Here is a 26,012-nt window from a genome sequence, read left to right on the forward strand (position 1 = left end):
CGATTCCTGATCTCTGACTCGTGATTCGTGAAGGTCGGTGCGCTCGGCACGATGCGCGCGCACTGGCTGCGTTCGTCCTGTTCGTTCGGAAGGTGATCCCGATGAAAGCCGTTGCACTGATTGCATTGACCTGCCTGGCGCTGACCGCTTGCGGCGGCGACGACAATTCCTCGCCCGCCGCGTCCGGCGGATCGGGCACGACCAACAACGGCGGCAGTGGCGGGACCGGCGGGACCGGCGGCACGGGTTCCGGCGGCAACGGCGGTTCGGGTGGCTCGGGCGGCAGCACGCTGACGTGGCGCTACGAGGCGCAGCCTGTCGCGGCCGACAAGGCGAGCTTCCTGACGCTGATCAACAACGAAGGCGCGAAGGGCTATCGCTATCTGGGCGACTACTTCTACACGGCGGGCAACGGCGGAACGCAGTCGATCTTCGTGAACGACGGTACCGCGCAGACCTACACGTACCAGTTGCAGGCGGCGCCGGCCGACATGACGTCCTTCGTCAACGCGGCCAACGCGCAAGGGGCGAGCGGCTACCGCTACGAAGGGCCGCTCACGTACGGCGATCTCTATCGCAAGGATGGCGGTTCGTCCGCCACCTACACGTACACGACGACCGGCCTGCCGGCCGATGCCAACGCGTTCCTCACGCAGGCGAACGGCCAGGGCCAGTCGGGCTACTGGTTGCTCGGCCCGCTGATGGTGGGCGCCGTGCAGGCGAACGTGTACATGAAGAACAACGCGTCGAACGCGACCTATACGTACGACGCGCTGGCGCCGACGTCGACCGTCAGCGACTTCATCGCACAGGCCAACAGCGAAGGGGCGAAGGGTTATCGCGCGAAGGGCGGCATGGCATTCGGCACCGCGATCTCGTGGATCTACGTGAAGGATCAGACGCAGTCGCCGACCTTCTCGTACGACTCGGCCGCGATCCAGTCGACCGGCGCGAGCTTCGTGCAGCAGGCGAACACGTTCGGCGCGCAAGGCGCCGCCTATCTGAGCGATATCGCGCTCGGCTCCCCCGCGCCGGTGACGGCGTCGTTCTATTTCACGCCGAAGAACTGCACGGGCTTCCTGTGCACGACGCTGAATCCGCTCACGCAGAACTGAGCGCACGCGCAACGAAGGCGGCCCGGCCGGCCGTCGCCGTTGCGCATCACGGCGCGCCGCCCGGCGCGCGCGGTGGCGGCCCGCACATCGCCGGCCGCCGGCTTTTCCCCGGTTCGGGCGGCTGCTGCGTGGCGGTCGTGCGACCGGATTTTCGGTCGAGTTCCAAATATCTACTCAATTCAGTTTGACTTGTACTAAAAGAGTCGAGCTCGACTGATTTTCGATGCACCGTTTGGCATGATCGGTGCACGTTCATTTCCAAAGCTCCAGCACGATGCAGGCGCTCGCCTGCCGGAAGGTGCATTTCCCCCTCCGCCCGCGAAGCCGCTCCGTGCAGTGTCATGCCAAACAGCACGCTCCAGTCCATTCGTCGCTACCAGAGCATTTCGATGTTCGGCGGCGGCATCGTCGTGACGATCCTGATCCTGATCGCCTGCGGGCTCGGGATGGCGTCGATCGTCTACGGCTACCTGAATGGCGAGCGGCGCAATTTCGCGAACGGGATGGAAGAGACGTTCGACGAGATACAGGTGAGCGAGACGTCGTTCCGCAACGGCGTCGCGAATACGCAACTGATCTGGCGCGAACTGGGCCCGGCGCCCCGCCGGATCGTGAACGATTTCTTCGACAACAACCAGCAACTCGCGATCACGCCGTATCCGTCGCTCGTGGTGGGCGTGCCCGGACAGACGGACGCGCGCGCGGAGGTCGCGCGCTATCTCTCGTTGTCGTTCATCCTGTCGCGCATCTGCGCGGCCAGCTCGCTCAATCGTGGGCGTGTGCTGGAGGGCTATCACTACAGCACGCGCACGGGCCTGTTCGGACTCGTGCCGCATCTGTCGCGCGAGAATCCCGCGCTCGCGACGCCGGCCGCGCGTGCGGGCGTGCTGGAAGCGCTGCGGGTCGACCTCGCCGAACCCCGGTCGGCGTCTTCGCCGGCCCAGCCGCGCGTGCACTGGCTGCCGCCGTACGTCAATCCGGTCACCGGGCGCACGCGTATCCGGATCGCCGCCGAGGCCGTCGCGGAAGGCGAGCCGTTCGCGGTGCTCGTGACCGAATATGCGCCCGACTACCTGCTGTCGTGGCTCGCCGAGCGCACGTCGGAAGGCACGTTCTTCATCACGACCGCCGACAACCGGCTCGTCGCGATGGATCCGGCAGCCGCGGCGGTTCCCGGGCTGGCCGGGCGCCTGCTCGGGCTCGACGTCGCGCATGCGGGCACGGCTGCCGGCGCGCCGCTCGTGCGCGACGGTTTCGTCGTGTTCCGGGGCGCGCTCGGCAAGACCGGCTGGACGATCGCGTATGCGCTGTCGTGGTCCGATATCGCGTCCGGCATCGGTGTGCAGGCGGGTGCGCTGGCCGCTTCGACGCTGGTCGCGATCGCCGTGATGTGGTGGCTGCTGATCCGCTTTTTCCGGCGCGTGTTGATTCCCGTCTATGCACGTTCGCAGCGCGTGTTCGACAGCGAGGATCTGTGTCGTCACGTGGTCGAGATGGCGCCGGTCGGTATCGGGCTCGTGTCGCTGGCCGACCGGCGCATCATGCTCGCCAGTACCGCGCTGACCGAGATCGCCGCTCGGTTCGGCGGCGATCGGGCGGCGTTGTCGGAGCAGATCGTCGACCGTTACGAGGCTTTCCTGTCGAGCGGCGGCGCAGACGGGGCGATGCGCGTCAACCTGCTGATGGACGTCCCCGGCGCGGGCATGGATGCGGAGCCGATGCATCTCGAAGTGATCGCACGCGGTGCGCGCTACCAGGGCGACGTGGTGCTGATCGCGGCCGTCGTCGACGCGACCGCGAAGCAGCAGTTCGTGCGGAAGCTGGAGGAGGCCGTCCGTGCGGCGGATTCGTCGAACGCCGCGAAGTCGTCGTTCCTCGCGGCGATGAGTCACGAGATCCGGACCCCGCTCAACGTGATTCTCGGCAATCTCGAGCTGCTTTCCCGCTCGGCGCTGGACGCATCGCAGCAAAGCCGCGTCCAGACATTGCGCACGTCGGCCGAGGGCCTGCTCGCGATCGTCAGCGACGTCCTGGATTTCTCGAAGATCGAGGCGGGCGCGATGTCGGTGGAGTCGATCGAGTTCGACGTAATGGCGGTGGTCGAGCGCGAGCTTGCCGCGTTCGCACCCGTCGCGAAGGCGAAAGGACTGCAACTGCTCGCGGAAATCGACGCGTGCGGCGCGCAGCGCATGCGCGGCGACCCGACGCGGCTCGGCCAGGTGTTCGCCAACCTGCTGAGCAACGCGATCAAGTTCACGAGCGAAGGGCGGGTAACCGCACGGCTGTCGGTGCGCCGCGACGCGCACGGCGTGTCCGGGCTCGCGCTGGAAGTCGAGGATACCGGCATCGGCATTCCCGACGAGCAGCGACAGAAGCTGTTCAAGGCGTTCTCGCAGGTCGACGCGTCGATCACCCGGCGCTACGGGGGCTCGGGTCTCGGGCTCGCGCTGTGCGACCGGCTCGTCACGGCGATGGGCGGTGCGATCTCGGTCGTCAGTGCGCCCGGGATCGGAAGTCGTTTCACCGTGCGCCTGCCGCTGGGCACGGAGATCGACGCCGATCCCGCGAGCGGCGCCTTCGCCGGCCGTACGCTGATCCTCGTCGCGGCCGAGAACGCGTGGCGCACGTTTGCACGGCCGCATCTCGAACGCTGGGGGTTCGAGGTCGTCGTCCATCGCAGCCCGACGCAGATCGCTGCCGCGAGCCGCGCGCGCGCGCACGCGATCGTGCTGTTCGGCGACTCCGATACCTGGCGCCGGGCGGAACTCGACAGCCTGCACGCGGGGGCGGCGCCAATCGTGTTCGCGACGCCGGACGGGCCGCTTCAGCCGTACGTCGCCGGCACGACGATTCGCGTATCGGGTTATTCGCTGACCGGGTTGCTGGCCGCGATGACGCTTGCGGCGGCCACGCCCGGCGAACGATGGGCCGTGCCGGAGGACGGTTCCGCCCGCCGGAAGGACGCGCGCGGCGAGCGTCCGTTGCGCGTGCTGCTGGCCGGCGATCCGGCGTCCGGCAGTTCGATGCTCCGGGAGCAGCTCGATGCACTGGGGTGCACGGTCGCCGAGACGGGGCGCGGCGACGCGGTGCTCGACCGGTTGGCGTCGTCGTCATGGGACATGCTGCTGCTGGGGGGCGATTTGCCCGACATGCGCGCGTCCGCGCTCGCGCAAGCCGTTCGCGAGCGCGGGCTGTCATGTGTGGTGGTGGCCGTCGTGTCGTACCTGATGCCGGACGATGCCGATCGCTATGCGGCGGCGGAGGTCGCGCAGATCATGACGATGCCGGTCACGCTGGCGCAGCTGAAAGCCGTGCTGACCCGGGTGGCGCGACGGCAAGGGGCGCATGCCGGGTCGCATGCGTCGCGGGACGAGAGGGTGTCGTGAAACGCGGGCGCGCGGGCGGTGTTCGATCCGCAACGGTAGCGAACGACAAGAAGAAACTCGCGTGTCAGAAATGGAAGGCAGACGTGTCGCGCTGGCGCACCGGCGTGCACGATATTGAATCGACTGAAGGGGAAGGCCGTGCGCTATATGAATAGGGTGTTCAGGCTGCTGCTCGGATTTGCGATATTACCGGAGAGATCGAAGAAGGACTTTCTGACGAAGATGAACGAATTCCTGATCATGTCGCCGTCGCAAAAACGGCGTGCGATCAACGAATGGCAGCAAGCAATGGACGACTCGGATGAGCAGACGATGAACCATTAGCGCGCGAGGTAGCCGTGCGCACCGCGTAACGACATGGGTTTGCGCGGGCCGATGCCCTGACCGCACGCGGGCCATTCACGCCCGGCGTGCTTGTCTGACCCGTTCGCCAAGGGGCGCCCGGACAGTGTGCGCATCCCGTCTGATCGAGGGCATGCGCGACTTCGGGCGAAGCGTGTGTGCCGAAAATGATGCCCGCGCGACGTTGCCTCGTCCATTTATCTTAAAATTAGGCGACGCTTTGTCCGGCCGGCGTACGTAGTGGTTCGCCCGAACAGCGCATCGAGGTGGTTTCCGGCTGGGCGGAACATCAATTGCGGGCCGGACGTATCGGGAGAACACAAACCATGGATGAATTCTTTGTGCGAGTGATGGTGGCGGACGATCATCCATCGTCCGCGCTCGGGATGTCGCAAGCGCTTGCGGAAAGCAGCACGATCCGGCTGATCGGCACGGTCTCGAATTCGACGGATCTGGTCGCCGCGCTCGACGAGCATCCGAGCGACGTCCTCGTCGTCGACTACGTGATGCCGGGCGGCAAGTATGGCGACGGGCTGTCGTTGCTGTCGTTCCTGCAACGGCGGTTTCCCGCGCTACATCTCGTGACGATCACGATGATCGACAATCCGAGCGTGCTGCGCGCGATCCAGAAGCAGGGCGTCGGTTGCATCCTGAGCAAGTCGGACGCCACGTCGCATCTGGTCGGCGCCGTGCACGCAGCCTATGTCGGCGCCAACTATCTTTCGCCGTTCATCAAGCAGCTGCTGGAAAGCACGGACGTGTTGTCGTCCGCGCGACCGCTGACCACGCGCGAGATCGAGGTGGTGCGGCTCTATTGCTCCGGCTATACGGTCGGCGAAATCGCCGTGCAGCTTCATCGCAGCAAGCAGACGATCAGTTCGCAGAAAACCAGCGCGATGAAGAAGCTCGGCATCGTCCGCGACGCCGACCTGATCCGTTATGCGGACGAAGGCAAGCTGCCGGAAGCGTCGGAGGACGCATAGCGCGGCGGAGGGCGTGGTGCAGGGCCATCGTCGCGCATTGTGCCTGCCGACCCGGATATGTGTCGACGCGGTGCGCGGTGCGGCACATGTCCGTACGGCACGCATTGCGGCGTTGGCCGCCCGATCGCGCAAGTGATCGCGCGGCCAACGTCGATACGTCCCGGAACGGGACCGACGAAATCGAAACGACATGCCCGCAAAACTGAAAAGATTCATCGCACACGCGACGGCAGTGGGCCGCAAGCCGTTCGACCCGGACCGGATCAGGCGTCAGCAGCAAATCCTGCTGTATGGCGGCGGCGCGGCGGTCACGATATTCATGCTCGTGTGCGCGGCGCTCGTCGTACGGCTCGACGTGCAGGACTGCCTTGCGCAGGCGCGTTCGACGTTTCTTCAGCGCGAAGCGCGGTTCAATGCCAACCTCCAGGCCGCCGACCGGTTGCTGATGATCTTCGGCGGCCGGACGGAGCAGTTCTGGAACGAAGAGGCACGACCGCCTCCGGAGGCGCTCCAGGCTTTTTCGGCGGGGCATGGCAGGTTGAGCGCGAGCACCGTGGCCGGCGTCGAGCCCTTCCTCGCCCTGGCCGAGATCACGGCGGATCGGCCCGCCGAGTCCTATGCGCGGTATCTGGGCGCCGTGCTCGGACAGATCGACACGAGCGCTCCGCATCCGCCGCACACCGTCGATGCCGAGCCGGTGGGCGGTTACCTGATCGGGCTCGATGGCCCGTTCCTCGGTGCGATCGGCGCGCGGTACGTCGAGCGCGCGCGCTTGCTTCCGCCCGATACCGACCTGAACGCATTGATTGCCGCGTTGATGCCAACCGGCGCGTCGAAGCAGAAGCCGGACATGCGCAATCGCACGTTCATGCTCGACCGCCGATTCGACCCGATAGCCGGGCGGCCCGTCGTGCGGTTCGCGCGACGGCTGGACGACGCGGCCGGCCGGCCGTTCGGATGGCTCGTCTTCAACGGCCTGTTTCGTCTCGACGACATCATGTCGCCCCGGTCGGACGACGAGGACGTCGCGGTCGTGGACGCACGCAGGAACGTGGTGTTCGGGCGACAACGCGATCCGGCGATGATCGAGCGCGCGCTGGACGACGCGCGCGAGCCGTTCGGCGAACATGTGGTCGTGCGCCGCATCGGCACGCGCTTCATCATCAGCGACCGCCTGCCCGATTCCAGCCTGGTGCTGATGACGGCCTTCTCGTGGCGCAGCGTGGCGAGCGCGACAGCCGTCGGCGTGGGCGCCACGGCGGGCATTGCGCTGTTCGGCATCGCGCTGCTCTGGTTCACGATCGTCATGTTCGACCGGCGTGCGCTGCGTCCCGCGCATCGGCGCGCGATCCGCCTGATCGAAAGCGAGGCCTTCAACCGGACGCTGATCCGCAACGCGCCTGCCGGGCTGCTGCTGCTGTCGGTGGCCGATGGCGACACGATGGTGCGCAACGACGCGGCGCTCGCGTACGAGCGTGGCGCGTTGGGGCTTCCGCTCGGCACGCGCATCTGGCAGGCGTACCGCGAGCGCATGCTCGCCGGCGACCGGCGCCGCGTGATGCAGCGGGAACTGGCCGTCGAACGTGCGGATCACGATACGACCTACCTTGCCGCGCATATCGTCCGGACCAGATTTCGCGGCGTCGACGTGCTGCTCTGCACGCTTACCGACATCACGGCCCGCAAGCTCACCGAAGACAAACTGACCGAAGCCCGCGCGGCGGCGGAAGACGCGAACAAGGCGAAATCGACCTTTCTCGCGACGATGAGCCACGAGATCCGCACGCCGCTCAACGCGATCGTCGGCAACCTGGAACTGATGGCGCGCGCGCCGCTGCCGTCGCGGGAGCAGCGGCGCCTGAAGACGATCGCATCGTCGTCGGATGCGCTGCTGCGCGTGATCAACGACGTGCTGGACTTGTCGAAGGCCGAATCGAACCAGATGGTGCTCGAGCGGATACCGTTCGACCTGCGCGCGCTGCTGCACGACGTCGCGGCGATTTTCCGGCCGGTCGCGGACGCAAAAGGGCTGCTGCTCGAATGCCGGATCGCGTCCGATCTCGCGGACGGATACGTCGGCGATCCCACGCGGCTGCGCCAGCTCGTGTCGAATCTGGTCAGCAACGCGATCAAGTTCACGAAGCAAGGCGCTGTCACGATCGATGCGCGGATCGCGGCCGGGCATGCGGGCGCGCATCGCGTCGAGATCGCGGTGCGCGACACGGGTGTCGGCATTCCCGCGGATGTGTTGCCGACGCTGTTCGACGTCTACATGCAGGCCGATCCGTCCGTGTATCGCCGCTTCGGCGGCACCGGGCTCGGGCTGCCGCTGTGCCGCCGCATCGCGGGGCTGATGCACGGCGAATTGACGGTCGACAGCCGGCCCGGCGAGGGCGCGACCTTCACGGCCGCGCTGCCGCTGCCCGATGCGCCGTCCGGTTGGCGCAATGCGTATCCGGAAGCGGACGCCGCGTCCGATCCGGACCCGGAGCACGGGCCGGATCGGGATGACGATGTCGTGCCGCTTCGCGTGCTGGTGGCCGAGGATCATCCGGCGAGCCGCGCGCTATTGCGGGATCAACTCGATGCGCTGGGCTACGGCGCGACGATCGTTTCGAACGGAAAGGAAGCGATGCGCGCGTTCTTCGAGCATCCGTTCGACGTCGTGCTGACCGATCTGGGCATGCCGGAACTCGATGGCTTCGCGTTGACGCGATTCCTGCGCGAGCAGGGCGCGAAGGTGCCGGTGATCGCGATGACCGCGCATGCGACCGATGAGGATTACCGGCGTTGCGAGCGGGCGGGGGCGGCGGAGGTCGTGCTCAAGCCGCTGTCGATTGCCGCGCTCGATGCGGTGCTGCGGCGGCAGACGGCGCGGGGCCGCGCGGTCGTACTGAACGATGCGCGCGCGAATGGTGGCGAGGCCGACAACCGGCCGGTCATATCGGACGAAATTCGCGAGACGCTGCGTGCGGCGACGGTTCGTTCGCTGGCGGTGATCGGCGATGCGTTGTCGGCCGGTGCAATCGATCCGGTCAAGATCGAACTGCATTCGATGCGCGGGGGATTTGCGCTGGCGGGGGACATCGAGGCGCGCGACGCGAGCGCCGACATGGAGCGTGCCGCGCGCGAAGACGGCGTCGAGGCCTTGAAGCGACGCTGGCCCGCGTTCCAGAAGACGATCGAAGCTGCGCTTGACCGCCTGCTCGAAGCGAATTCGCGTCGGTTCGACGGCGAGACTTAAGAAGATGTGACGGGACCCATGCACGAATATCGGCCGATATCGGTCAGCGTGACATGTCGAAAGCAGCACGGCTGATTGCACCTGCGGATTCGATGCCCGACGCCACGGGCTTGCTACTGATAACTCAGCGTAAATGTCGCACGGGCATTCGCGCTGCCCGGCGTGACTGTCTCCCCGGTTTGCACGTAGCGGGCACTGAGCGGAATTTTCAGGTTCGCTTGCCCCTGCGCAATCGTGCCCGCATACCATTGGTTGGTGTTGCCGACGGCCGCGGAGTCGGGCCCGAAGCCCAACGGCGTGCCGTTCTTCAGAATCTGGATGCCGACGCCGGATGCCATCGAATCCTTGGTCAAGGACAGCGTCGTCGACGTGTTGCCTGGCGTCGTTGTATCGGTGAGCGTCACGTAAGCGTTGGTCGATGTTCCCGCGACACCGCCCGAGCAGGCCAGCCCGATCTCGAACGCGTTCGCGGTGGTCGTCGTGCCGACGCCTTTGAACAGCGCCATATGTACCGAGGTCATCGGCACGGCCACGGCTGGTGTCGAAACCTTGCAGGTCGGTACCTTGGGTTGGACAACGACAGGCGACGCGAATCGGTGCTCGACGAGAAGCTGCCCGTTGGCGCCGTTCGCGCGGTATTGCGCGAATGCACCACTCAGTACCCCGCCAGCCGTGATGTCTCCGGTCTTGATCAGTTCAATTCTGATCTGGTATTGAGTGGCAAGCCACGTATTCGATACCCAGTAGGAACTTTCCAAAAACGGGAACTTCACCGAAGAATAGTTCTCGACAATTCTGATTCCAATATTGGGAATCGAAGTCGGGTAAATATTGTTGCTCTGCATTCCGATCCCCGTGGCGTAAGTGCGCGTATTGGAATCGCAGGAAACCAAGCTGGGGTACGGGGAAGAGCTGCTCTTGTTGACGACGGTCGGATACGCGCTGTAGGAGTAGATGACACTTCCGATCGCAAACGCACCAGGGTCGAATGCAGGCGGATTGAATCCAGAAATATTCGTCAGGTAGTAGCTTGATCCGTCGTTGGTGTATGTCTTGCAACTGGCCATTGCCGAGCCGGGGTGGAATGACAAGGCGCAGGCGACGACGAATGTAAATGTGAGTAGATGATTTCGCATGTTCTCGATTCCGGTTCGATGGCTGGCTGAACGCGAGAGTGATTCAGACCAGGTGTAGACGAGGTAGCGAGCCGCGACCTATATCGCGCTTGCGTTGCACACGCCGCCGACCTGCTGGAATCCGTTCGATCGACGTGTGCTCGAGTTGACCGGCAGGTCGTAAGTGATGTGGCAGATCGAGCGCGCATCGTCGCCCCACTTCACGGTGAGTTCGCCCTGGTCCTTCAGCCCGCGCACGAAAATCTTGCTCGCCTGGCCGACGACGCCGAGGCTCTTGCCGGTTTCGTCGGTGACTGCCGCGCCGAACGGCAGCGGCGTGCCGTCTGACTTGCGTGCCTGGATCAAGGCGGCGCGCCCGGTATCCGTGTCGAACTTGAGCAGCGGCACGGCGCCGGCGCGCGGCGCGACCTGCTGGCTCGTTTCCTTCAGTTCGACGTCCATCGAGATGCCCTTCGGGTCCAGTTCGACCATGTTCATGTTGTACGGCGTGAGATACGGCACGATCGCATAGCCACGGCTGTCGACCCGCACGCCCGATGCATTCGTGACGCGCGCGCCTTCCGCGCCCTTCGCCTCGACGATGCCGAAAGTCTCCGACAGCGGTTGCGACAGCGTGATGCCGCCCTGGTGCGCGACCGCCGCGCCGCGAATGCCGATCGAACCCTGCTGGTAGGTCGAACTGCCGCCGGCGCTCAGGTTGAGCTCGGCGAAGCGTGCGCGGTACGTGAGGCTGCCGCTGCCGTCGGTGCTCGCGTTGCCCTGACCGTTCGTATGGTTCGCGGCAATGCTGTACGACAGGTCGTTGTCGACGCCGAGCGAGCCCGCCAGCATCGACTGCAGTTGCGTGCGGCCTTGCGTATCGCGCGACACGTTGCCCGTCAGCGTCACCGGGCTGGACTTGCCGAGCGGGATCGTCACGCTGGCGTAGTACAGCGTGCTCATGCTGCCGCCGAAGTCGCGCTGGCGCGTCGCCGACAGGCTGTACGAGATGTTGCGGAACGAGTTGTTGTAGCCGACCGAGTAGTTGACGTCCGAGCCGGGGCGGTTCCAGTAATTCGCGGCCGACGCGGTCAGGCTCAACTGCCCGCCTTTCTCGCCGAGACGCTGGCTGACCATCAGCGACGCGCGATTGCGCTGCCGCCACACGGTATCCACCGAATAGCCGGTGCGAACCGCATCGCGCGCGCTCATCGCGTCGTTGAGATTGAAATAGCCGTTTGTCGAGTAGCGATACGCGGCGATCGACACATCCGTGCCGGTCGGCGCGACGGACTTCGAGTAGCTGATCCGCAAACTCGAGCCGCTGAAGCGCTTCACGCCGGGGATCGACGTGGTGGCTTGCGTGAAATCGACGCCGAGTGCGCCGAGTTGCGTGTTGAACGCGCCGCCCAGCATCGCGGATGCATAGCCGGCCGCGACGGTGACGCCGCCATAGCCGGTAATGAGGTTCGTCAGGCCGCGCTGGTAGGTCGCCTGTGCAAACAGCGGATTGCTGGTGTTTTGCTGGCTGCGCAGCGCGCCCGCGACGAAACTGTAGCGCTGGATGCCCGGCCGCAGCGACAGCGGCACGGCCGCGTACGGCACCGAGAACGTGTGTGCCGAGCCGTCCGCTTCCGTGACGGACACCTGCAGGTCGCCGCCATAGCCGGTCGGATACAGGTCATTGATCTCGAACGGGCCCGGCGAGACGGTCGTCTCGTACAGCGTCACGCCGTTCTGACGGATCGTCACCTTCGCGTTGCTGTTCGCCACGCCGCGTACGACCGGCGCATAGCCGCGCAGCGAGTCGGGCAGCATCCGGTCGTCGGTCGACAGACGCACGCCGCGAAACTGGGTCGAGTCGAACAACTCGCCGGACGTGAACGTTTCGCCGAGCACGAGTTGCGACGACAGCGCCGGCAGATCCCGCTGCATGTAGGTCGAAACGTTCTGATAGCGGCTGCCGCCGCGCTCGGACCACGAGTACGACCCGTTGTGGCGGAAATGCCAGTTGCCGATGTTGACGCCGCCGTTCAGCCCGAGATAACCCTGCGTATCCGCGCTGCTGCCCTTGGCCTTCGAGCTGTAGACGTTCAGGTTGTAGTCGAGCATGCCGACGGGCACGCCGGCATCCCACTGATCCGGGCTGACGTACCCGCGCGCGCGGCGCACGAGCGAGGCCTGCGGAATGCTGAGCGTCAGGCGCTGTTCGCTGAAGTCGAACGACGCGCTCGCCTCGGGAACGAGCTGGCCGATACGCCGGCATTCTCCGTCGGTCGTGATTGCGTCGACGGTTTCCGCGGGAAGTTTCGTGAAATCGACGCCGATACGCTGCAGCGTCTTCCCGTCGAAGCAGGGCTGTGCATCGGACGTGCCGGGTGCGGCCTTGAATGCGATGTCGAATCGTCCAACCCATTCTTCACCGACGACGAGATCGACACCGTACGTGCCCGGCGTCGTGAGGTTGCCGCGCTCGAAACGCTTGAGGTCGACCGTCTGGCCGTTGCCGTTGTTCAGGAAGCCCGGATCGAACTCGGCCTGCGCGAATGGCGTCCGCGCGAGCTCGACCTGCGCGATCTGCATCGTCTCGGGACCGCCGGGCACCGGATTGCCGGTGTCCGCGCGGCCGGCGATTGGCCACGCGGCGAGGCTCGACAGCACCAGCGCATATATCGGCTTGAGCCGTGGCGTGTCGGTCGCATCCGGGCGATCATGTCGGATCGACGAATTCATTCCACAGGACTCCTATTGATATCGGGTTGGGATCGAATGCAATGCACCAGTCGGACTACCCGGCAGGCGCGGTTGGTGATTCGGGTGTCGAAACCTGGCGGCGGGGGCGGTATGCAGGTGCGATTCGCGCGAGCCGTGCCGCGGTGTTCGGTTACTGGCCGGGAGGGCGTACCGGCGCCGCTCTGCGCGACGTTACTGCGTCGAGACAGGCACTTCGTTATTGGTCGATGCGCCCCAGTCGTTGATGCTGCCGAACCGTACCTTTGCGTCCGCCGCGGGCGGAGCCTTGAGATCCGCGACCGGGAATTCCCGTGTGGTGCCCGGCAGCACGAAGCCCGCACCGGCGTCGTATTGGTGGCCGCCCGAATGAAGCTGGGCGCTGCCGATGTTGACGACGTAGGGCGTAGGGTTGGTCGCCGTGAGTACGTAACGGCCTTCCGTGCCGCGTGCGACCTGCCAGCGGACCTGCATCGGCGCGTCCTGGGCGCTGCCTTGCAGATCCTTCGGCCGGAACATGATCTTGATGCGCGTCCGGAACGCGACCTGAAGCCGGTTGCTATCGCTACCTTCCGAAGCCTTCGGCGGGATTTCCAGTACGTTGAGCCAGAACAGCGATTCCTTGTCGGCGGGAAGCGGCTCGTTCGTGTACACCATCCGCAAGGTTTGCCCCTTATGCGGTTCCATTCGGAACATCGCAGGCGTCAGCGTGAATGGCACGTCGATGTTGTCGGGAGATGCGTTCGCATCGCCCTTGTCGATCCAGGTCTGGACCAGCGCCGGCGTCGGGCCGTCGTTCGTGAGCTTGACGGTGACTTCGCGGTCGTTGCCCGGAAAGATGATTCGGGTTCCCGAGATCACGACGCTCGCGCACGCGTGCGAAGCGATCAGGACGGAGGTCAGTACGATGGCTTGGAGCGATTGGGTGATGACGTTCATGACGACTCGGATGGGTTTCTGATCGTTGTTGTCGGGGGGTAATCGGGCGACGTGCGCTGCACGGCGCCCGGGCCCCTCGTACAAGCGGGCCGGGCGTGAGCGCGAGGCTTACTGGTAGACGAGCGAGTACTGGACCTTCGAGTTCGCGGAACCGCCGGTTGCCGCGCCCGTCGCCAGGTATTCGGCGAAGAAGTCCAGGTTCGCCGTGCCGTCCACGCCGATCGACACGACCTGCGAGTTCTGGTCGCTTGCGTTTGCGCCGACCTTGATCGGGCTCTGCTTGTCGTTGAGGATCTGGAGAACGACATTCTTTGCTTCGGGCGCTTCGGTCGTGCCCTTGTCGAGCGACAGCTTGCCGTCGGCCGTCACGTTCGTCGCGTTTTCGAACGAGACCTGGATCTTGGTCGGGTTACCCTTCGATTCGGCGGTATCCACCGCGCAGCCCGTCAGCTTGAAGCCGAATGCGGTGCGGCCGGCGACCGAGCCTGCCGCGTTCAGCGAGCCCGAGCTGACCGTCGGCATGGCGACCGACTTGTTCGACGTCGCACCGGCTGCGGTGCCGTCGATCTTGCAGGTCGACGCGGTGACGTTGCCGGTGAACGTGATCGTGCCGTCCGCCGCGTGGGCGGCGGATGCCAGCCCCAGGCCTGCTACTGCCAGAAGCGTCGAGATGAGTTTGGTGCTGGTTGCGAGTTTCATTGTCATGTTCTCAATCGATGGTTGACGTTGCGAAGCGCGCATGCATCATTCGTGAAGTCTGTTTAAATGATGAAGCGCGATTCGGTATCTATTATTGAAATTCCATCGATTGCTGGAAATGGGACGTGTCTTAATCCATTTGTTTTCCTATTGGGACAAGTACTAAATTGAGTCTCCGTTCATAGAGGGAGAGGGGCTGCCGTCTGAATTATCACGGCGCTTGTCACATGGCGCGACGACTGCCTTGACCTGTCGCGGCGTGGTCGTCGATTGAAGTTCAGTGGGGCCCGAGCGACGCGATCACTTTGTCGTGCGGCGCAGCACGCATGTTTAATCATTTTGCCGATCAAAGTTGACCTCCCGTCGGCGCGCCTCGAAGTATTTGATCGTCGTCTGGCATGAATTCGGGCGCCGTTCGGTCGCCATTCCATGCCATCCCGGCGCTCGGCACGCGTACGGGCGATTGCATGCCGCTTTCCGATATTCGTGTTGCAATTGGCAGGGACGTGATCGGAATCCCGCAAACCTGAAGTCGCGCAAGACGGTCAGTCGGGGCTCCGGCGCCCCGTGCGGTCGGACGGTCGTGGAATTTGTGAAATCGATCTAACAATCAACGATTCAAATACACATAAAGCAAAAAATCATACTTGTACTAGGTTCATGGATCTGGTTTGTGAAACTCGTCCTATTTCGTGTCATGCGCGACTCATCGAAAATAACGTCAGTGGAATTGATCTTCCACGCGGCGAATGTCATTTAAATAAGGCATTCATTATCGCAACGTTGTTTTTTAAATAGAGATCATTCGATGAAACTCAGCAAACTCGTTCTGGCCATGAGCATCACCGGCGCACTGTTCGGCATCGCACACACGGCGCAGGCCGACACGACGTCGAAGAAAATCACGCTGACGGCACAGATCAACGACGGCATCTTCGTGTCGAAGCCGGACGGTTCGACCTGGTACGGCACGGAAGAACTCAACGCAAACGACTACACGCAGACGAAGTTCTCGAAGACGCTGCCGGTTCGCGTGTGGTCGAAGAACCCGGATTTCAACATCTCGCTGGCGCAGCCGCTGAAGATGTCGAACGGCAAGTATGAAATGAAGAATGCGAAGGTCATGCTGGGCAGCACCGCAGGCGACTTCGAAGTCAAGTTCGGCGCGGTCCAGAAGATCACGCAGACGACCGCTGGCAACGGCGGCTACGACGAGATCCACGACATGAAGATCAGCGTCGACGCCCCGACGCAAGTCGGCACCCTGAGCACGAACGGCAGCTACAGCGGTGACCTCGTGGCGGTGTTCGAACCCCTGGCTGCCGCAGAGCAGTCGAAGTAAGCGCTGACGGGAAGCCCTCGTTTGCAGGGCTTCCTTTTTTGCGCCGCGCCGACAAATTTCTCCATGTCCGCCCCTCCTCTCCCTCCATAGAGCAGATAAAGCGTGTTCGCCGATCAAATTCCTTTTCGCTTCAACAAGCTGTGGCTGGGTGCGTTCCTCTTCATGTCGTCGAACGCATTTGCGGAGTTGAAGATATCGTACGAAGTCCCCGAAGGATTCAGTGCGGCCGAAATGGATGACACGGCCAATTACGTTGCGACGTTCAACGGGCGGACATTGCCAGGCTTCATCGGCTTTTCGCAAGCGGACGGCGTGCTGACGTTCGACGCTCGAAAATTCGAAGAGAACGGCATTTCAGCGGAGGACGTCGCGACACTCAAGCGCGTCGTTTCGCAGCTGGATTACAAGCGTTGCAGCAAAGGCTGCGACCTGGAGATCGATGGTTATCACGTGACCGTCGACAAGTTGAAGCGGTCGATCGCGATCCGAGATGCGCGAGAAGACTACATCGCGCCGCAGACGAATCTGGGTATCGTCAATAATCAGTCGATCGACTTGCGCGCAGCGTCGCACGGCTATCGGGCGGCGAACATCAACGCCAATACCTGGGTCGGGCTTCCGTCGCAGAGTTTCGGCTATGTGAGCTGGTACGCGAACGAGTCGACAGCGCGCGGCTTCAGCGGCGGCGACCGTGGCGTGTCGTCGTATTACCTGCAGAAGAACTTTGCCAGCACCTATGTGCGGGCCGGCAAGCAGAACAGTATCGATTACTCGTCGGGCTCGGTCAGCACGCTGCTGTCGCCGAGCTTCGACCAGTTCGTGACGGTTGGCAGCCAGGCGCACCTGAAGGTGAATACCAACGCCGGTTCGCTGATCCTTTATGCGACCGCCGAAGGCAATTACGAGTTTTACCGCAACGATCGCCTGATCCTGAAGCGGCCGGCGTCGATCGGTCGCAACGAAATCAGTTTTGCCGACCTGCCGGGCGGTTACTACTCGGTCGAGATCAGGCTTGTCGATCGCAACGGCAACGTGGTCAGCCGCGATCGTCGTGAAGTCAACAACCTGAATTTCGGCGCCTCCGGGAGCAACGCGTGGCACTTCACGGCAGGCAAGGAGATGGGCACCGGCGGGTATTTGCTCGAAGCCGCGGTGAGCCGCAATCTGAAGCAGTTCTACATGAACGCGTCGATGCTGGCCGGCCACGGCGGCAAATGGGCGGCGGAAATCAACATCACGCGCCCGACGCAGGTTGCCGGAATCGATATTGCGCCGACGCTCGGCGTGCTCGGCGGCGAGCGTGGCGCGGGCGGCTACCTGAACATCTCGATGGCCAGCGAAGCGCTGGGCAGCTTGACGGTGAGCCGCTACCAGAGCACGAACGTGTCGCGCTTTTACAGCGGGCAGCCGAGCACGAGCTTGTCCTACAGCCGCAATATCCGCAAGGCGATCGTCGGCTACAACTATCAGAAGTCGGGGCTCGGCAGTGCTTCGCACCAGGCGGAGGTCCGCTGGAACTACCGGCCGAACGGCTTGTGGGCGACCTTTGCGCTCGGCGTGCAGAAGGGCGGCTTCCAGAATGGCAACGGCGGCTATGGCGTGTATTTCAACACGACGATGACGCTGGACAAGGTTCAGGGAAGCTTCAACGCCGCACATGCGGGTGGACAGACGCAGTTGAGCGGCGACATCCGGAAGGATTTCACGGACGCCTTCGGCACGTCGACCGTCGGCGTCACAGGCAACCGGGTTGGCAACAACTACGGCGTCAACCTGTACGGCTCGCGTTCAGGCACGCGCGGCGATGCATCGCTGAACCTCGGCACCAGCAACGGCGGCAGCAACGTCGACTTCAACTACCGCGGGATGGTGGCGGCAAGCAAGGATGGCGTGGCTTTCGGCCGCTACAGTCCCGGCGGCAGCGCCTTGTTGTTGAGGACACCGAATCTGGATGGAATGAAATACGGCTTCAATGTCGAGGGCAACCCGGTAGCGGGCGGCGGAACCTACGCGGTGCCGCTCAACGCATACAGCGACGTACCGTTCGCGCGCGTGTTCGGCAGCAACGAGAATCTGGACATGAACATCGAAGTGCCTGCAAATATCGTGCGTGCCCATCCGGGACAGGTGTATTCGGCCAAGGCGCGCGTCGACATCAGCATGATCTACAGCGGCTTCCTGACCGATGAGGATGGCAAGCCCGTCAGCGGGAAGATCGTCGAGACGGGCGACACGGCGCACCGGAACGGGCTGTTCTCGATCGTCAGCAAGAAGATGCTGAAGACGGTCACGGTCGAGCATGACGGCCGGCGTCTCGAATGCGATCTGAGGGATGCAAAGGATAACTATTTCCGTTGCAAGTGACGACCCGTCAAAAATCAGAGAGGAAATGCAATGAAATTTCATACCCCGCTTTCACTGTTGTTCGGGTTACTGATGGTAGTCACCCAATCCGCTCATGCGGAAGGCGAGTTGATGGTGATGCCGGCTTCGACGAAGGTTTTCAACGCACATGAACAGATAGTGACCGTAAGGAACATGGGCGATGCACCGTTGTATCTGAACATCAACGTGCAGAAGGTGACGAATCCCGGCGTGACGCCGGAAAAAAAGGTGGATCTGGGTGAAGTCGGCCGCCCGGGCATGCTGGCCAGCCCCGACAAGCTGACGCTGGGCCCGAACCAGACACGCTCGATTGTCCTGAAATCGCTGACCGAGCCGGAGCAGGAAGAGCTTTATCGGCTGTACATCCTGCCGGTCAGGTCGCTGAAGGTCGATAACGTGCCGGACGACAAAATTACCGCGCCGATGTCGGTGGCAATTGGCTACGGCGTGCTCGTGCGGCACATGCCGGCACCTGCCAAACAGAAATCCGCGTGGACGCATCGGTGCGAAGGCGGCGGGATGACGCTGGAAAACACCGGCAATGTGCGTCAGGTGTTCAAGAGCGTCATGTATGACAAGGTGAAGGTGCCGCAGACGATAGCCGTATTTCCGGGCACGCCGCAGCATTTCGCAACGGCGCGTATGTCGATGGATGTCGACGACAAACCGGTCGTGCTGACATGTCCGTGATGAAGGCCGGGCGGCGTACGGCGTTCGCGATGCTGGCTGCGCTGATGTGCTCGTCCAGCATGGCCGCGGGTGTCCTGAAGCTGTCGCGCGTCGAACTGACGATGGAACCCGGCAAACCGGCCGGCGAATTGTACGCCGAGAACGTCGGTGATACGCCGCTCTACCTGAATATCGAACAGCATTTGGTGACGAATCCGGGTGAGTCCCCGGAACATCTCGTGCCGATCACCGAAGTCGAACGGCCCGGATTGCTGGTTCAGCCGAGCCGGCTCGTGCTGGCACCGGGGCAGAAATACCGAATAAACCTGAAGGAGTTCGGCACGCAGCAGCGCACACAGGTGTGGCGCGTCACGTTCAGGCCCATGGAGCGTATCGTCGTCGCCGGTGACATGCAGGGCAGCCTGGCGGCACCGTTGTCGATCAGCGTCGGCTATGGCGTCGTGATTTATCAACGTAGCGGCCCCGCCCGATAGCGGAGCAGATCGCGCTCATTCGAGTGAAGTCCGTTACCTCGCGTCGAACGACTCTCTCGTGGCGCATATTTTTTCGGGAAACCATGATGCGACAGAAGTTGAGTAAAAAGACATCGAAATTTTCTTTCGGAGCGTTGATTTTTTCCCTCTTTTTGTTGGCGTCGGGAAATGCATCTGCTCTTGTAACGGCGGACGTCGTTTCGAGCTATGGGACATGTTTCTGGTCAGACAATGGGGATGGGACGAGTACCGCCACTGTTTCGATGCACTTTAACACTGCCAAAGGGAATTCGGGCCGGTTTACCTTCATATCGCGTGGTTTGCTGATTTACACATATGATGCAAATGGTAATCTTCAGCCGAATGCGGCGGCGACGATGTCCGTCAAGTTGAACGGTGTGGACCCTGGCAGAGGGATTTGGGTAGGGCGCGACTATGTCATGCATTACAGTACTTTGTCGCCATGGACAAATCCTGATCCATTGGACGCCAATTTCGAGCTTAGAATAAATAACGCGGTTATTGCGAATTGGCAGGGCGTAGCGGTCCGCGCCGGCAACTATACTTCCGGCTCCGACGTCGGCGAAGTGCTTGGTGCGGTATACCTGACCCGTCACAGCAATGGTCGCTGTCATATCCTGGACCCGATAGTGCCGCCTCCGAAGCCGTTGCCTAAAATTTCCGTCAATATGGCTGTGCCGGATTGGAGTCTCGGGGAGTTGCCGCGGGGCGAAAGTGAAAAGACGCTTTCCGGTGCGGCGCAGCAACTGTGCTTGACTTATTCCAGTGATGGTAATGACACCGCTCAGCGGTTTGTCATTGACGCGACCAGCCAGAATGGCACTTCGGGGGGGAAGTTCTTGTTGAAGAAGGTCGATAATTCGAATCAGAGTGTGCCGTACAGTGTCAAGCTGGATAGTGGTATCGAGACATTTGACATACCGAACAAAGTCAGTGGATCGATTAATTTGAATAAAGGAAATCGGACCTGTTTCGTTCCGACGTTCAAGACGTCAGTGGGCGCGAGTATCGACACCGGTAATTACAGCGATGTCCTGTCGTTCACGATCGTGACGAAGTCCTAGAGGGCGAAATGAGAAAGCAGATCTACAAGTTGATGCTGTTCGGGCTGGCCATGCTGCCGGCGTACGCTTCCGCACAGTTCACTGTGACGGGTAAAACGACGAGCAAGGTGACCGCAAGCGTGACGCGCGCGAACAACCTGATCGTCACCGACGACAAGGGCGGGTGGTTCGGAAACGGCCTGGTTATGCAGCAGCTCGGCGGGTGGGAATCGACGTACGACGTGCAGGCGCGGTTGCGCATCGTGTCGACCACCGGGAAATTTCGTGTCCGGATGGATCAGCCGTTGCAGATCGTGCATGGCACGAAGCCGACGCTCGCATTCAGGTCGCCGACCGTCAGCATGGGTCCTGAGGGCGCGGCGCCTTCGAAGTTGAGCGTGGATAGGGGCGTGGAATTCCAGAATCCGGCCCCGCCGTCACCGAATGTCGATTCAGTGGGGTACTACAATCTTGCCGTCTCGGCCTATCCGCCGGCGGGGGATTTCAGGAGTACCGCCGGTACCTACACCGGCACGTTGTCCCTGACCTTCGAGCCGATCATCACCAAGTAGTGACGCTGTCTTTTCCGGTTGGAGCAGGGAGCCGATTGGCTTGTTGCCTGCGGTGACGCGCATACGGCTCGTGCGAATTGCCGTTTGCCGGTCGGGTCTGCCGTATCGTGGCGGGCCGAACGCATGACAACGCAGTCTTGATGATTTCCTTCAACGTCAAATGGATCGATATTCAGACATGAGTTCTTGTGCTGCCACCCTTCGAGCGATGACGTTGATCGTGAGCGGGCTCCTCTCATGCTCGAGCTTCGCGGCAATCGACGTGATGCCGAAAGAGATCACCGTAGACGAGAAGGGGACGACCGTCGAGGTCGTCAATAACGGTTCGCGTCCCGAGTATGTGAGTATTTCCCTGTCCCGTTTGCTGAATCCCGGCGTCCCGCTGAACGATGAAAAGGTCGAGTCGGTTGGCGACGAGAGCCAGCCGTTTCTGTATGCCTATCCGTTCAAGTTGACCCTCGCGCCCAGGCAGATCAAGAACATCGTACTCAAGCCGCTGCGGCCGGTAGAAACCGAGACGGTATATCGGCTTCTCGTCAAGCCCGTGATCAAGGCGTCGAGCGAAGGCGGGCAGAAGGCAACGGGCAATATCATCGTCAACCTTGGATTCAGTGCGCTTGTCCGTCAGTTGCCGGCAAGCCCACGGGAAAAGCTGTCCGTGACGTGCAATGCGTCAGGCGCGCAACTCGCCGCGACGGGAAATGTTCGCTATCGGGTGAGCGACGCGAAAGCGGATGGCCATCGTCTCGATGGTTTCAACGTCTATCCGGGCGTGCCGATTCCCGTTCTCGGTCAGGTCGTTGAAATTCCCGGATATCAAACGTGTCGTGCACGCCAGGAAGGTTCTCCGCTGTAATCGCCGCTGGCTGTGCCGTTGAGCGTCGATTCCGACGCTTGCCGATGCCGGCACCCATCCCGCGACCTGAACTGCCTGGTCGCAACTCACGCAACCGTTTCTCTACGCCTTTCCGCTCCGCATGAGCTGCGCCCGGTCAAACGAAGACCGGACGATCAAGCCATTGCGCCAGACATCGCGCCGATACAGGGTTCCGTCTCGATCGGGGCGTGTCAGTAGCGATTGCCAACCATGCGTTTCTAACGAGGCGACCCGTCATTCGGCCACTGCGCAAAGCCCCGCCAATTGCTGCGTGCGCGAACGCGTGACCTTGCCCCCCCACCTTGCCGCGTCGAGCGATACGCCGGACGCTTTGGATACCTGTCCGGCCCGATCGCGCGGCATCGTTGTTGCGATGTCACGAAGACCCGACGCGCGGCCGTGACTGACCGTCCGTCGGGCATGGGTTCAAAAAAGCATTCATCGACACACCACGAAAACCGGCGGCGCCATCAACACGCACCGCCGGTTCCCGCGCACTTCGTCGCTTAATCCTTCAGCCTGCCGAAGTTCATCCCGACGAGCCGGACGCTGGTTGCCGCGCCGGTTGCGGTGTTGCCGTTCAACGAACCGAAGTTGAGGCCGGCAAGGGCCCCGCGGAAATTGCCGGAGCCATCGGTGAACGCGACGCGGCTGCTGGTCGTCGACTGGTTCACCCAGCCGTAGTTGCTGCCGATCAGTCCGCCGAGCCTCGTGGCGCCGCTGCCGGACACATTGCCGCTCGACGAAGACGCGTTGACGGTGCCGCTGTTGTTGCCGACAAGCCCGCCCACGTTGCTCGTGCCGGCGCCCTTGACCGACCCGGTGGCCCGGGACGATTCGATCAGGCCCGAAGCATGGCGACCGACGAGCCCGCCGATATCGCTGAGCATGTCGCCGTCGACGTCGCCCGTCGCAACCGAGTGCAGGATGCTGCCGCGCTCGTTCAAGCCGACGAGCCCGCCGAGCTGGCTGCCGATGCCTGCCGAAACCGCGCCGCTTGCCTTCGACTGCGCGATGATGCCCGTGTTGACGCCGACAAGCCCGCCGGCCATGCTCGCGAGCCCGGCGGCAACCTTGCCGGCGGCTTCGGACGCGTTGATGTAGCCCGCGTTGACGCCTGCCAGCCCGCCTGCCTTGCTCGAATTGCCTGCCCGCACGTTGCCGGACGCGCGCGATGCGTCGATGCTGCCGTGGTTGACGCCGACCAGCCCGCCGGCCGTGCTGTCGTCGCTGGCAGTCACCGTGCCATGCGCCTCGGACGTCTCGACGAGGCCTTCGTTCAGCCCGACGAGCCCGCCGAGCGTGCCGATGCCGGCCACCGTCACGTTGCCGTGCGCAGCCGATCCACGAATATCCGCCCGCGCGCCGTTGACGCCGACGAGGCCGCCCGCGCGGCTCGATGCGGCCGCCATCACGGCGCCGTTCGCTCGCGAATCCTGAATCTGGCCGTCGTTCGCGCCGACGAGGCCGCCGACGTTGCTGGATGCGCCGGCCTTGACGTCGCCGTCGGCCGTGGAGGCAAGGATGTCGCCGTTGTTCTTCCCGACGAGGCCGCCCGCGATGCCGGCGTCGCCGACCGTCACCGCGCCGGTCGCACGCGACGCGTCGATCATGCCGTCATTCGCGCCGACGAGGCCGCCGGCCACGGCATTGGCGCCCGCCGTCACGGTCGCCGACGACGACGAACGCTCGATGGTCGCGCCGCGTTCGTTGACGCCGACGAGGCCGCCGATCATTGCCGTGTTGCCCGTCGCGACGACGCTGCCGGCGCTCGACGAATCCGCGATGGCGCCGGCGTTGTAGCCGACGAGGCCGCCGGCGGCGGCGTCGCGTGCCGCCGTCACGCGGACGTTCGCATGGCTGTTGCTGATCCGGGCGGCAGCGCCGCCATGAAGCGAAACGTTTTCGCCGACCAGACCGCCGAGATAGGCGGTCTCGTCATCGCCTTCGACGCGCCCGGACACGCTCGCGCCGTCGATCGTGCCGCCCAGGTTCGAGCCGACGAGGCCGCCGCCGGACGCGCCGTACCCCTTGGCCGTGACGACGACGTCGCTCGCCTTCACGTTGGAAATGGTGCCGAAGTTATAGCCGGCCAGTGCGCCGACGGAGACCGGCGAGCCATATTGCGTCGAGCCGGTCGCCGTGATGCTCTGCAGCGCGAGGTTCGCGATGCGGCCCGCGTTGACGCCGAACAGACCGACGACCGCCTTGCCGGGGTTGGTCACCTTCAATCGGCTCACGGTGTTGCCGAGGCCGTCGAATACGCCAGTAAACGAATGATCGCCACCAATGCTGCGGAAGTTCGCGCCGTTGCCGTCGAGCGCATTGCCGAGCACGTAGCGGCCGTTCAGGTTCGCGTCGACGTTGCGCAGGTCTTCGACCGTGTGCAGCACCTTGTAGTCCTCGCCGTTCGAGCGGTACGAAGCATGCTTGCCCGACAGCGTGACGACCGCCTTGTCGTTCGCGAGCGTGTGGCCATGCGTCGAATTCAGTTCGAGGTGTGCATTGTCGCCGGTGAGCTTGATGGCGTCGTTCACGCGGATCTTGTCGGCCGCGTTGACCACGAGGCTCGCGCTCGCGCCGGTGGCCTGCAGCGCTTTCTGCAGATCGACGGTGCCCTTGCGCGACGTCAGCGTCAGCGCGTTGTCGCTGGTCCACGACACGGGGCCGCCGACCGTCAGGTCGCCTTGCGTATTCGCGAGTTCGACGTTCGTCGTGCCGAGGTTGCGCGACAGGGTCTCGGCGTCGATCGAGCGGCCGGCGGCATCCGTGCCGTTCACCCCCGCGTTCGCTGCTTCGATCGTCCATTTGCCGGCCGCGTTGCCGGCGCGCGTGTCGACCTGCGCGTCGTGCGCGACGTCGACGCGTTCGCCGCGCGTGACGATCGCGCCGGCCGGTGCGCCGGCTTCGGCCGCGCTCGCGTCGAGCTTGCCGGCAACCTTGACGGTGCCGCCGTCGAGCGTGATCCTGCCGCCGCGGCTTGCCAGCCCCTTCGCCTCGATCGTGCCGGTGTTGTTGACGACCGCGCCGAGCAGGTTGCCGGCCGCGCGCGCGGTCATCAGCACCTCGCCGCCGTCGGCTTTCAGCAGGCCGCCGTTGTGCGCCTGCGCGTCGACGGCGCCGGCCTCGACCTGCAGGTTCAGCAGCCCGTTGCCGTCGAAGTTGACGTTGAACGTGTTGCCCGCGCCGAGCGCGACGCGGCCGAGCTTCGCCTGGATCGTGCCGTTGTTCGACACGCGCGCGCCGAGCAGCGCGACGCTGCCGCCGTCCGCGGCGGTGATCGTGCCGTCGTTGACGATCGATGCGGCCGACGTGCCCGAGAAGCGATAGCGGCCGGCGAGGAAGTCGGCGTCGGAGAGGTTCTGGGTCGACGCGACGAGGCCGCCGACGTTGATCTGCGCGCCGGCGCCGAACATCACGCCGTTCGGGTTCACGAGGAACACCTTGCCGTTCGCTTCGATCTGGCCGTCGATCCGGCTGCCGTTGTTGCCGATCACGCGGTTCAGCGCGATCGACTGGCTGCCGGGCTGGCGGAACGACACGCGCTCGCCGCCGCCAACGCTGAAGTCCTGCCAGTTGGTGACGAGCTTGTCGGTGTGCTGGTTGATGTTCATCGTGCGGCCGTCGTCGGTGCGGACGATGTCGGCCTTGCCGGCAGTGATGGCTTCGCCGGTGGGCAGCGCGAAGGCGGGGAGCGCGGCGAGGCCGAGCAGCGAGACGGCGGCGGCGACGCGCTTGCCGCCGCTCGCCTTGCCGCGGCGGCGCGCGGTTTCCCCGACCGCGTTCCAGCAGTGCTGGGTCTGGTTCCAGACCAGTGCGTAGGTCTTGTTCATGGTTGTTGTTTCCCCTCGTAACGAGAACGGATGGTTGAAATCTTTTTGCTACGTGCAGCTAACAAATCGACTTGAAGAGGAGCGGGGCTGGTGCCCGCTCCCTGGCAGCGGAGATGGCGGGCGCCATCCAGGCGACTTCCGGCCCGATCCGCGCTGTCGGTTCGGGCCGATCCTGCCGGCCGCCCGGAAGTGCCGGGCGGCCTTTAACGAGAAGCCAGGCGAG

16 protein-coding genes are annotated in these 26,012 nt (G+C 63.8%); 11 read left to right on the forward strand and 5 right to left on the reverse strand.

Annotation, left to right across the window (positions count from 1 at the left end; all coding sequences use genetic code 11):
- The first annotated feature begins 101 nt into the window (after positions 1–101).
- The 4 genes from KU887_RS27260 to KU887_RS27275 all read left to right on the forward strand — a co-directional run bounded on the left by KU887_RS27260 (position 102) and on the right by KU887_RS27275 (position 9,070).
- Positions 102–1,115: a hypothetical protein gene (locus KU887_RS27260; RefSeq protein ID WP_258256222.1), complete on the forward strand. Its 1,014-nt coding sequence runs from the start codon at positions 102–104 to the stop codon at positions 1,113–1,115.
- Between the two features lie 341 nt (positions 1,116–1,456).
- A complete protein-coding gene (locus KU887_RS27265; RefSeq protein ID WP_258256224.1) occupies positions 1,457–4,501 on the forward strand; it encodes an ATP-binding protein in 3,045 nt (1,014 codons plus the stop codon).
- 668 nt (positions 4,502–5,169) lie between these two features.
- Entirely contained in the window at positions 5,170–5,826 is a 657-nt protein-coding gene (locus KU887_RS27270; protein ID WP_023476986.1) for a response regulator transcription factor, read from the forward strand.
- Positions 5,827–6,016: 190 nt separating this feature from the next.
- The gene (locus KU887_RS27275; protein ID WP_258256231.1) at positions 6,017–9,070 is read left to right on the forward strand and encodes an ATP-binding protein; all 3,054 of its coding nucleotides are present in this window, start codon (positions 6,017–6,019) and stop codon (positions 9,068–9,070) included.
- A gap of 113 nt (positions 9,071–9,183) precedes the next feature.
- Here KU887_RS27275 and KU887_RS27280 read toward each other — a convergent pair whose 3' ends face one another.
- The 4 genes from KU887_RS27280 to KU887_RS27295 all read right to left on the reverse strand — a co-directional run bounded on the left by KU887_RS27280 (position 9,184) and on the right by KU887_RS27295 (position 14,559).
- Positions 9,184–10,206 (reverse strand): fimbrial protein, encoded by a 1,023-nt coding sequence (locus KU887_RS27280; protein WP_258256232.1) that lies wholly within the window; start codon positions 10,204–10,206, stop codon positions 9,184–9,186.
- Positions 10,207–10,284: 78 nt separating this feature from the next.
- The gene (locus KU887_RS27285; RefSeq protein ID WP_258256236.1) at positions 10,285–12,918 is read right to left on the reverse strand and encodes a fimbria/pilus outer membrane usher protein; all 2,634 of its coding nucleotides are present in this window, start codon (positions 12,916–12,918) and stop codon (positions 10,285–10,287) included.
- Between the two features lie 192 nt (positions 12,919–13,110).
- Positions 13,111–13,854: a molecular chaperone gene (locus tag KU887_RS27290; protein ID WP_258256239.1), complete on the reverse strand. Its 744-nt coding sequence runs from the start codon at positions 13,852–13,854 to the stop codon at positions 13,111–13,113.
- Between the two features lie 108 nt (positions 13,855–13,962).
- The gene (locus KU887_RS27295) at positions 13,963–14,559 is read right to left on the reverse strand and encodes a fimbrial protein (protein WP_258256240.1); all 597 of its coding nucleotides are present in this window, start codon (positions 14,557–14,559) and stop codon (positions 13,963–13,965) included.
- 802 nt (positions 14,560–15,361) lie between these two features.
- Between KU887_RS27295 and KU887_RS27300 the strand changes: the two genes are divergently transcribed.
- The 7 genes from KU887_RS27300 to KU887_RS27330 all read left to right on the forward strand — a co-directional run bounded on the left by KU887_RS27300 (position 15,362) and on the right by KU887_RS27330 (position 21,935).
- A complete protein-coding gene (locus tag KU887_RS27300; RefSeq protein WP_258256241.1) occupies positions 15,362–15,895 on the forward strand; it encodes a fimbrial protein in 534 nt (177 codons plus the stop codon).
- Positions 15,896–16,126: 231 nt separating this feature from the next.
- Positions 16,127–18,259 (forward strand): TcfC E-set like domain-containing protein, encoded by a 2,133-nt coding sequence (locus tag KU887_RS27305; protein ID WP_258258451.1) that lies wholly within the window; start codon positions 16,127–16,129, stop codon positions 18,257–18,259.
- 30 nt (positions 18,260–18,289) lie between these two features.
- Complete coding sequence (locus KU887_RS27310; RefSeq protein WP_258256242.1) at positions 18,290–18,970, forward strand: pilus assembly protein; 681 nt, start codon at positions 18,290–18,292, stop codon at positions 18,968–18,970.
- Positions 18,961–19,443 (forward strand): hypothetical protein, encoded by a 483-nt coding sequence (locus KU887_RS27315; protein WP_258256243.1) that lies wholly within the window; start codon positions 18,961–18,963, stop codon positions 19,441–19,443. Before KU887_RS27310 ends, KU887_RS27315 begins: the two co-directional genes overlap by 10 nt.
- Before the next feature lie 86 nt (positions 19,444–19,529).
- On the forward strand, positions 19,530–20,528 hold the full coding sequence (locus KU887_RS27320) for a hypothetical protein (protein ID WP_258256244.1): 999 nt from the start codon (positions 19,530–19,532) through the stop codon (positions 20,526–20,528).
- 8 nt (positions 20,529–20,536) lie between these two features.
- Complete coding sequence (locus tag KU887_RS27325; RefSeq protein WP_258256246.1) at positions 20,537–21,079, forward strand: hypothetical protein; 543 nt, start codon at positions 20,537–20,539, stop codon at positions 21,077–21,079.
- Between the two features lie 208 nt (positions 21,080–21,287).
- Complete coding sequence (locus KU887_RS27330) at positions 21,288–21,935, forward strand: hypothetical protein (protein ID WP_258256247.1); 648 nt, start codon at positions 21,288–21,290, stop codon at positions 21,933–21,935.
- A gap of 527 nt (positions 21,936–22,462) precedes the next feature.
- Here KU887_RS27330 and KU887_RS27335 read toward each other — a convergent pair.
- Positions 22,463–25,789 carry a GLUG motif-containing protein gene (locus KU887_RS27335; RefSeq protein ID WP_258256248.1) on the reverse strand — a complete coding sequence of 1,109 codons (3,327 nt, stop codon included), beginning with the start codon at positions 25,787–25,789 and terminating at the stop codon, positions 22,463–22,465.
- Positions 25,790–26,012 lie beyond the last annotated feature (223 nt).

The organism is Burkholderia sp. EMB26, from assembly GCF_024730645.1.
In the GTDB taxonomy this organism is placed as follows: Bacteria; Pseudomonadota; Gammaproteobacteria; order Burkholderiales; family Burkholderiaceae; genus Burkholderia; species Burkholderia cenocepacia.

What these genes read in the sequence shown, in the direction of transcription:
- KU887_RS27260 (WP_258256222.1), top strand. Translation starts at nt 102, where the DNA reads ATGAAAGCCGTTGCACTGATTGCATTGACCTGCCTGGCGCTGACCGCT.
- KU887_RS27325 (WP_258256246.1), top strand. Translation starts at nt 20,537, where the DNA reads ATGAGAAAGCAGATCTACAAGTTGATGCTGTTCGGGCTGGCCATGCTG.
- KU887_RS27320 (WP_258256244.1), top strand. Translation starts at nt 19,530, where the DNA reads ATGCGACAGAAGTTGAGTAAAAAGACATCGAAATTTTCTTTCGGAGCG.
- KU887_RS27265 (WP_258256224.1), top strand. Translation starts at nt 1,457, where the DNA reads ATGCCAAACAGCACGCTCCAGTCCATTCGTCGCTACCAGAGCATTTCG.
- KU887_RS27300 (WP_258256241.1), top strand. Translation starts at nt 15,362, where the DNA reads ATGAAACTCAGCAAACTCGTTCTGGCCATGAGCATCACCGGCGCACTG.
- KU887_RS27290 (WP_258256239.1), bottom strand. Translation starts at nt 13,854, where the DNA reads ATGAACGTCATCACCCAATCGCTCCAAGCCATCGTACTGACCTCCGTC.
- KU887_RS27335 (WP_258256248.1), bottom strand. Translation starts at nt 25,789, where the DNA reads ATGAACAAGACCTACGCACTGGTCTGGAACCAGACCCAGCACTGCTGG.
- KU887_RS27330 (WP_258256247.1), top strand. Translation starts at nt 21,288, where the DNA reads ATGACGTTGATCGTGAGCGGGCTCCTCTCATGCTCGAGCTTCGCGGCA.
- KU887_RS27280 (WP_258256232.1), bottom strand. Translation starts at nt 10,206, where the DNA reads ATGCGAAATCATCTACTCACATTTACATTCGTCGTCGCCTGCGCCTTG.
- KU887_RS27305 (WP_258258451.1), top strand. Translation starts at nt 16,127, where the DNA reads ATGGATGACACGGCCAATTACGTTGCGACGTTCAACGGGCGGACATTG.
- KU887_RS27315 (WP_258256243.1), top strand. Translation starts at nt 18,961, where the DNA reads ATGTCCGTGATGAAGGCCGGGCGGCGTACGGCGTTCGCGATGCTGGCT.
- KU887_RS27270 (WP_023476986.1), top strand. Translation starts at nt 5,170, where the DNA reads ATGGATGAATTCTTTGTGCGAGTGATGGTGGCGGACGATCATCCATCG.
- KU887_RS27295 (WP_258256240.1), bottom strand. Translation starts at nt 14,559, where the DNA reads ATGACAATGAAACTCGCAACCAGCACCAAACTCATCTCGACGCTTCTG.
- KU887_RS27285 (WP_258256236.1), bottom strand. Translation starts at nt 12,918, where the DNA reads ATGAATTCGTCGATCCGACATGATCGCCCGGATGCGACCGACACGCCA.
- KU887_RS27275 (WP_258256231.1), top strand. Translation starts at nt 6,017, where the DNA reads ATGCCCGCAAAACTGAAAAGATTCATCGCACACGCGACGGCAGTGGGC.
- KU887_RS27310 (WP_258256242.1), top strand. Translation starts at nt 18,290, where the DNA reads ATGAAATTTCATACCCCGCTTTCACTGTTGTTCGGGTTACTGATGGTA.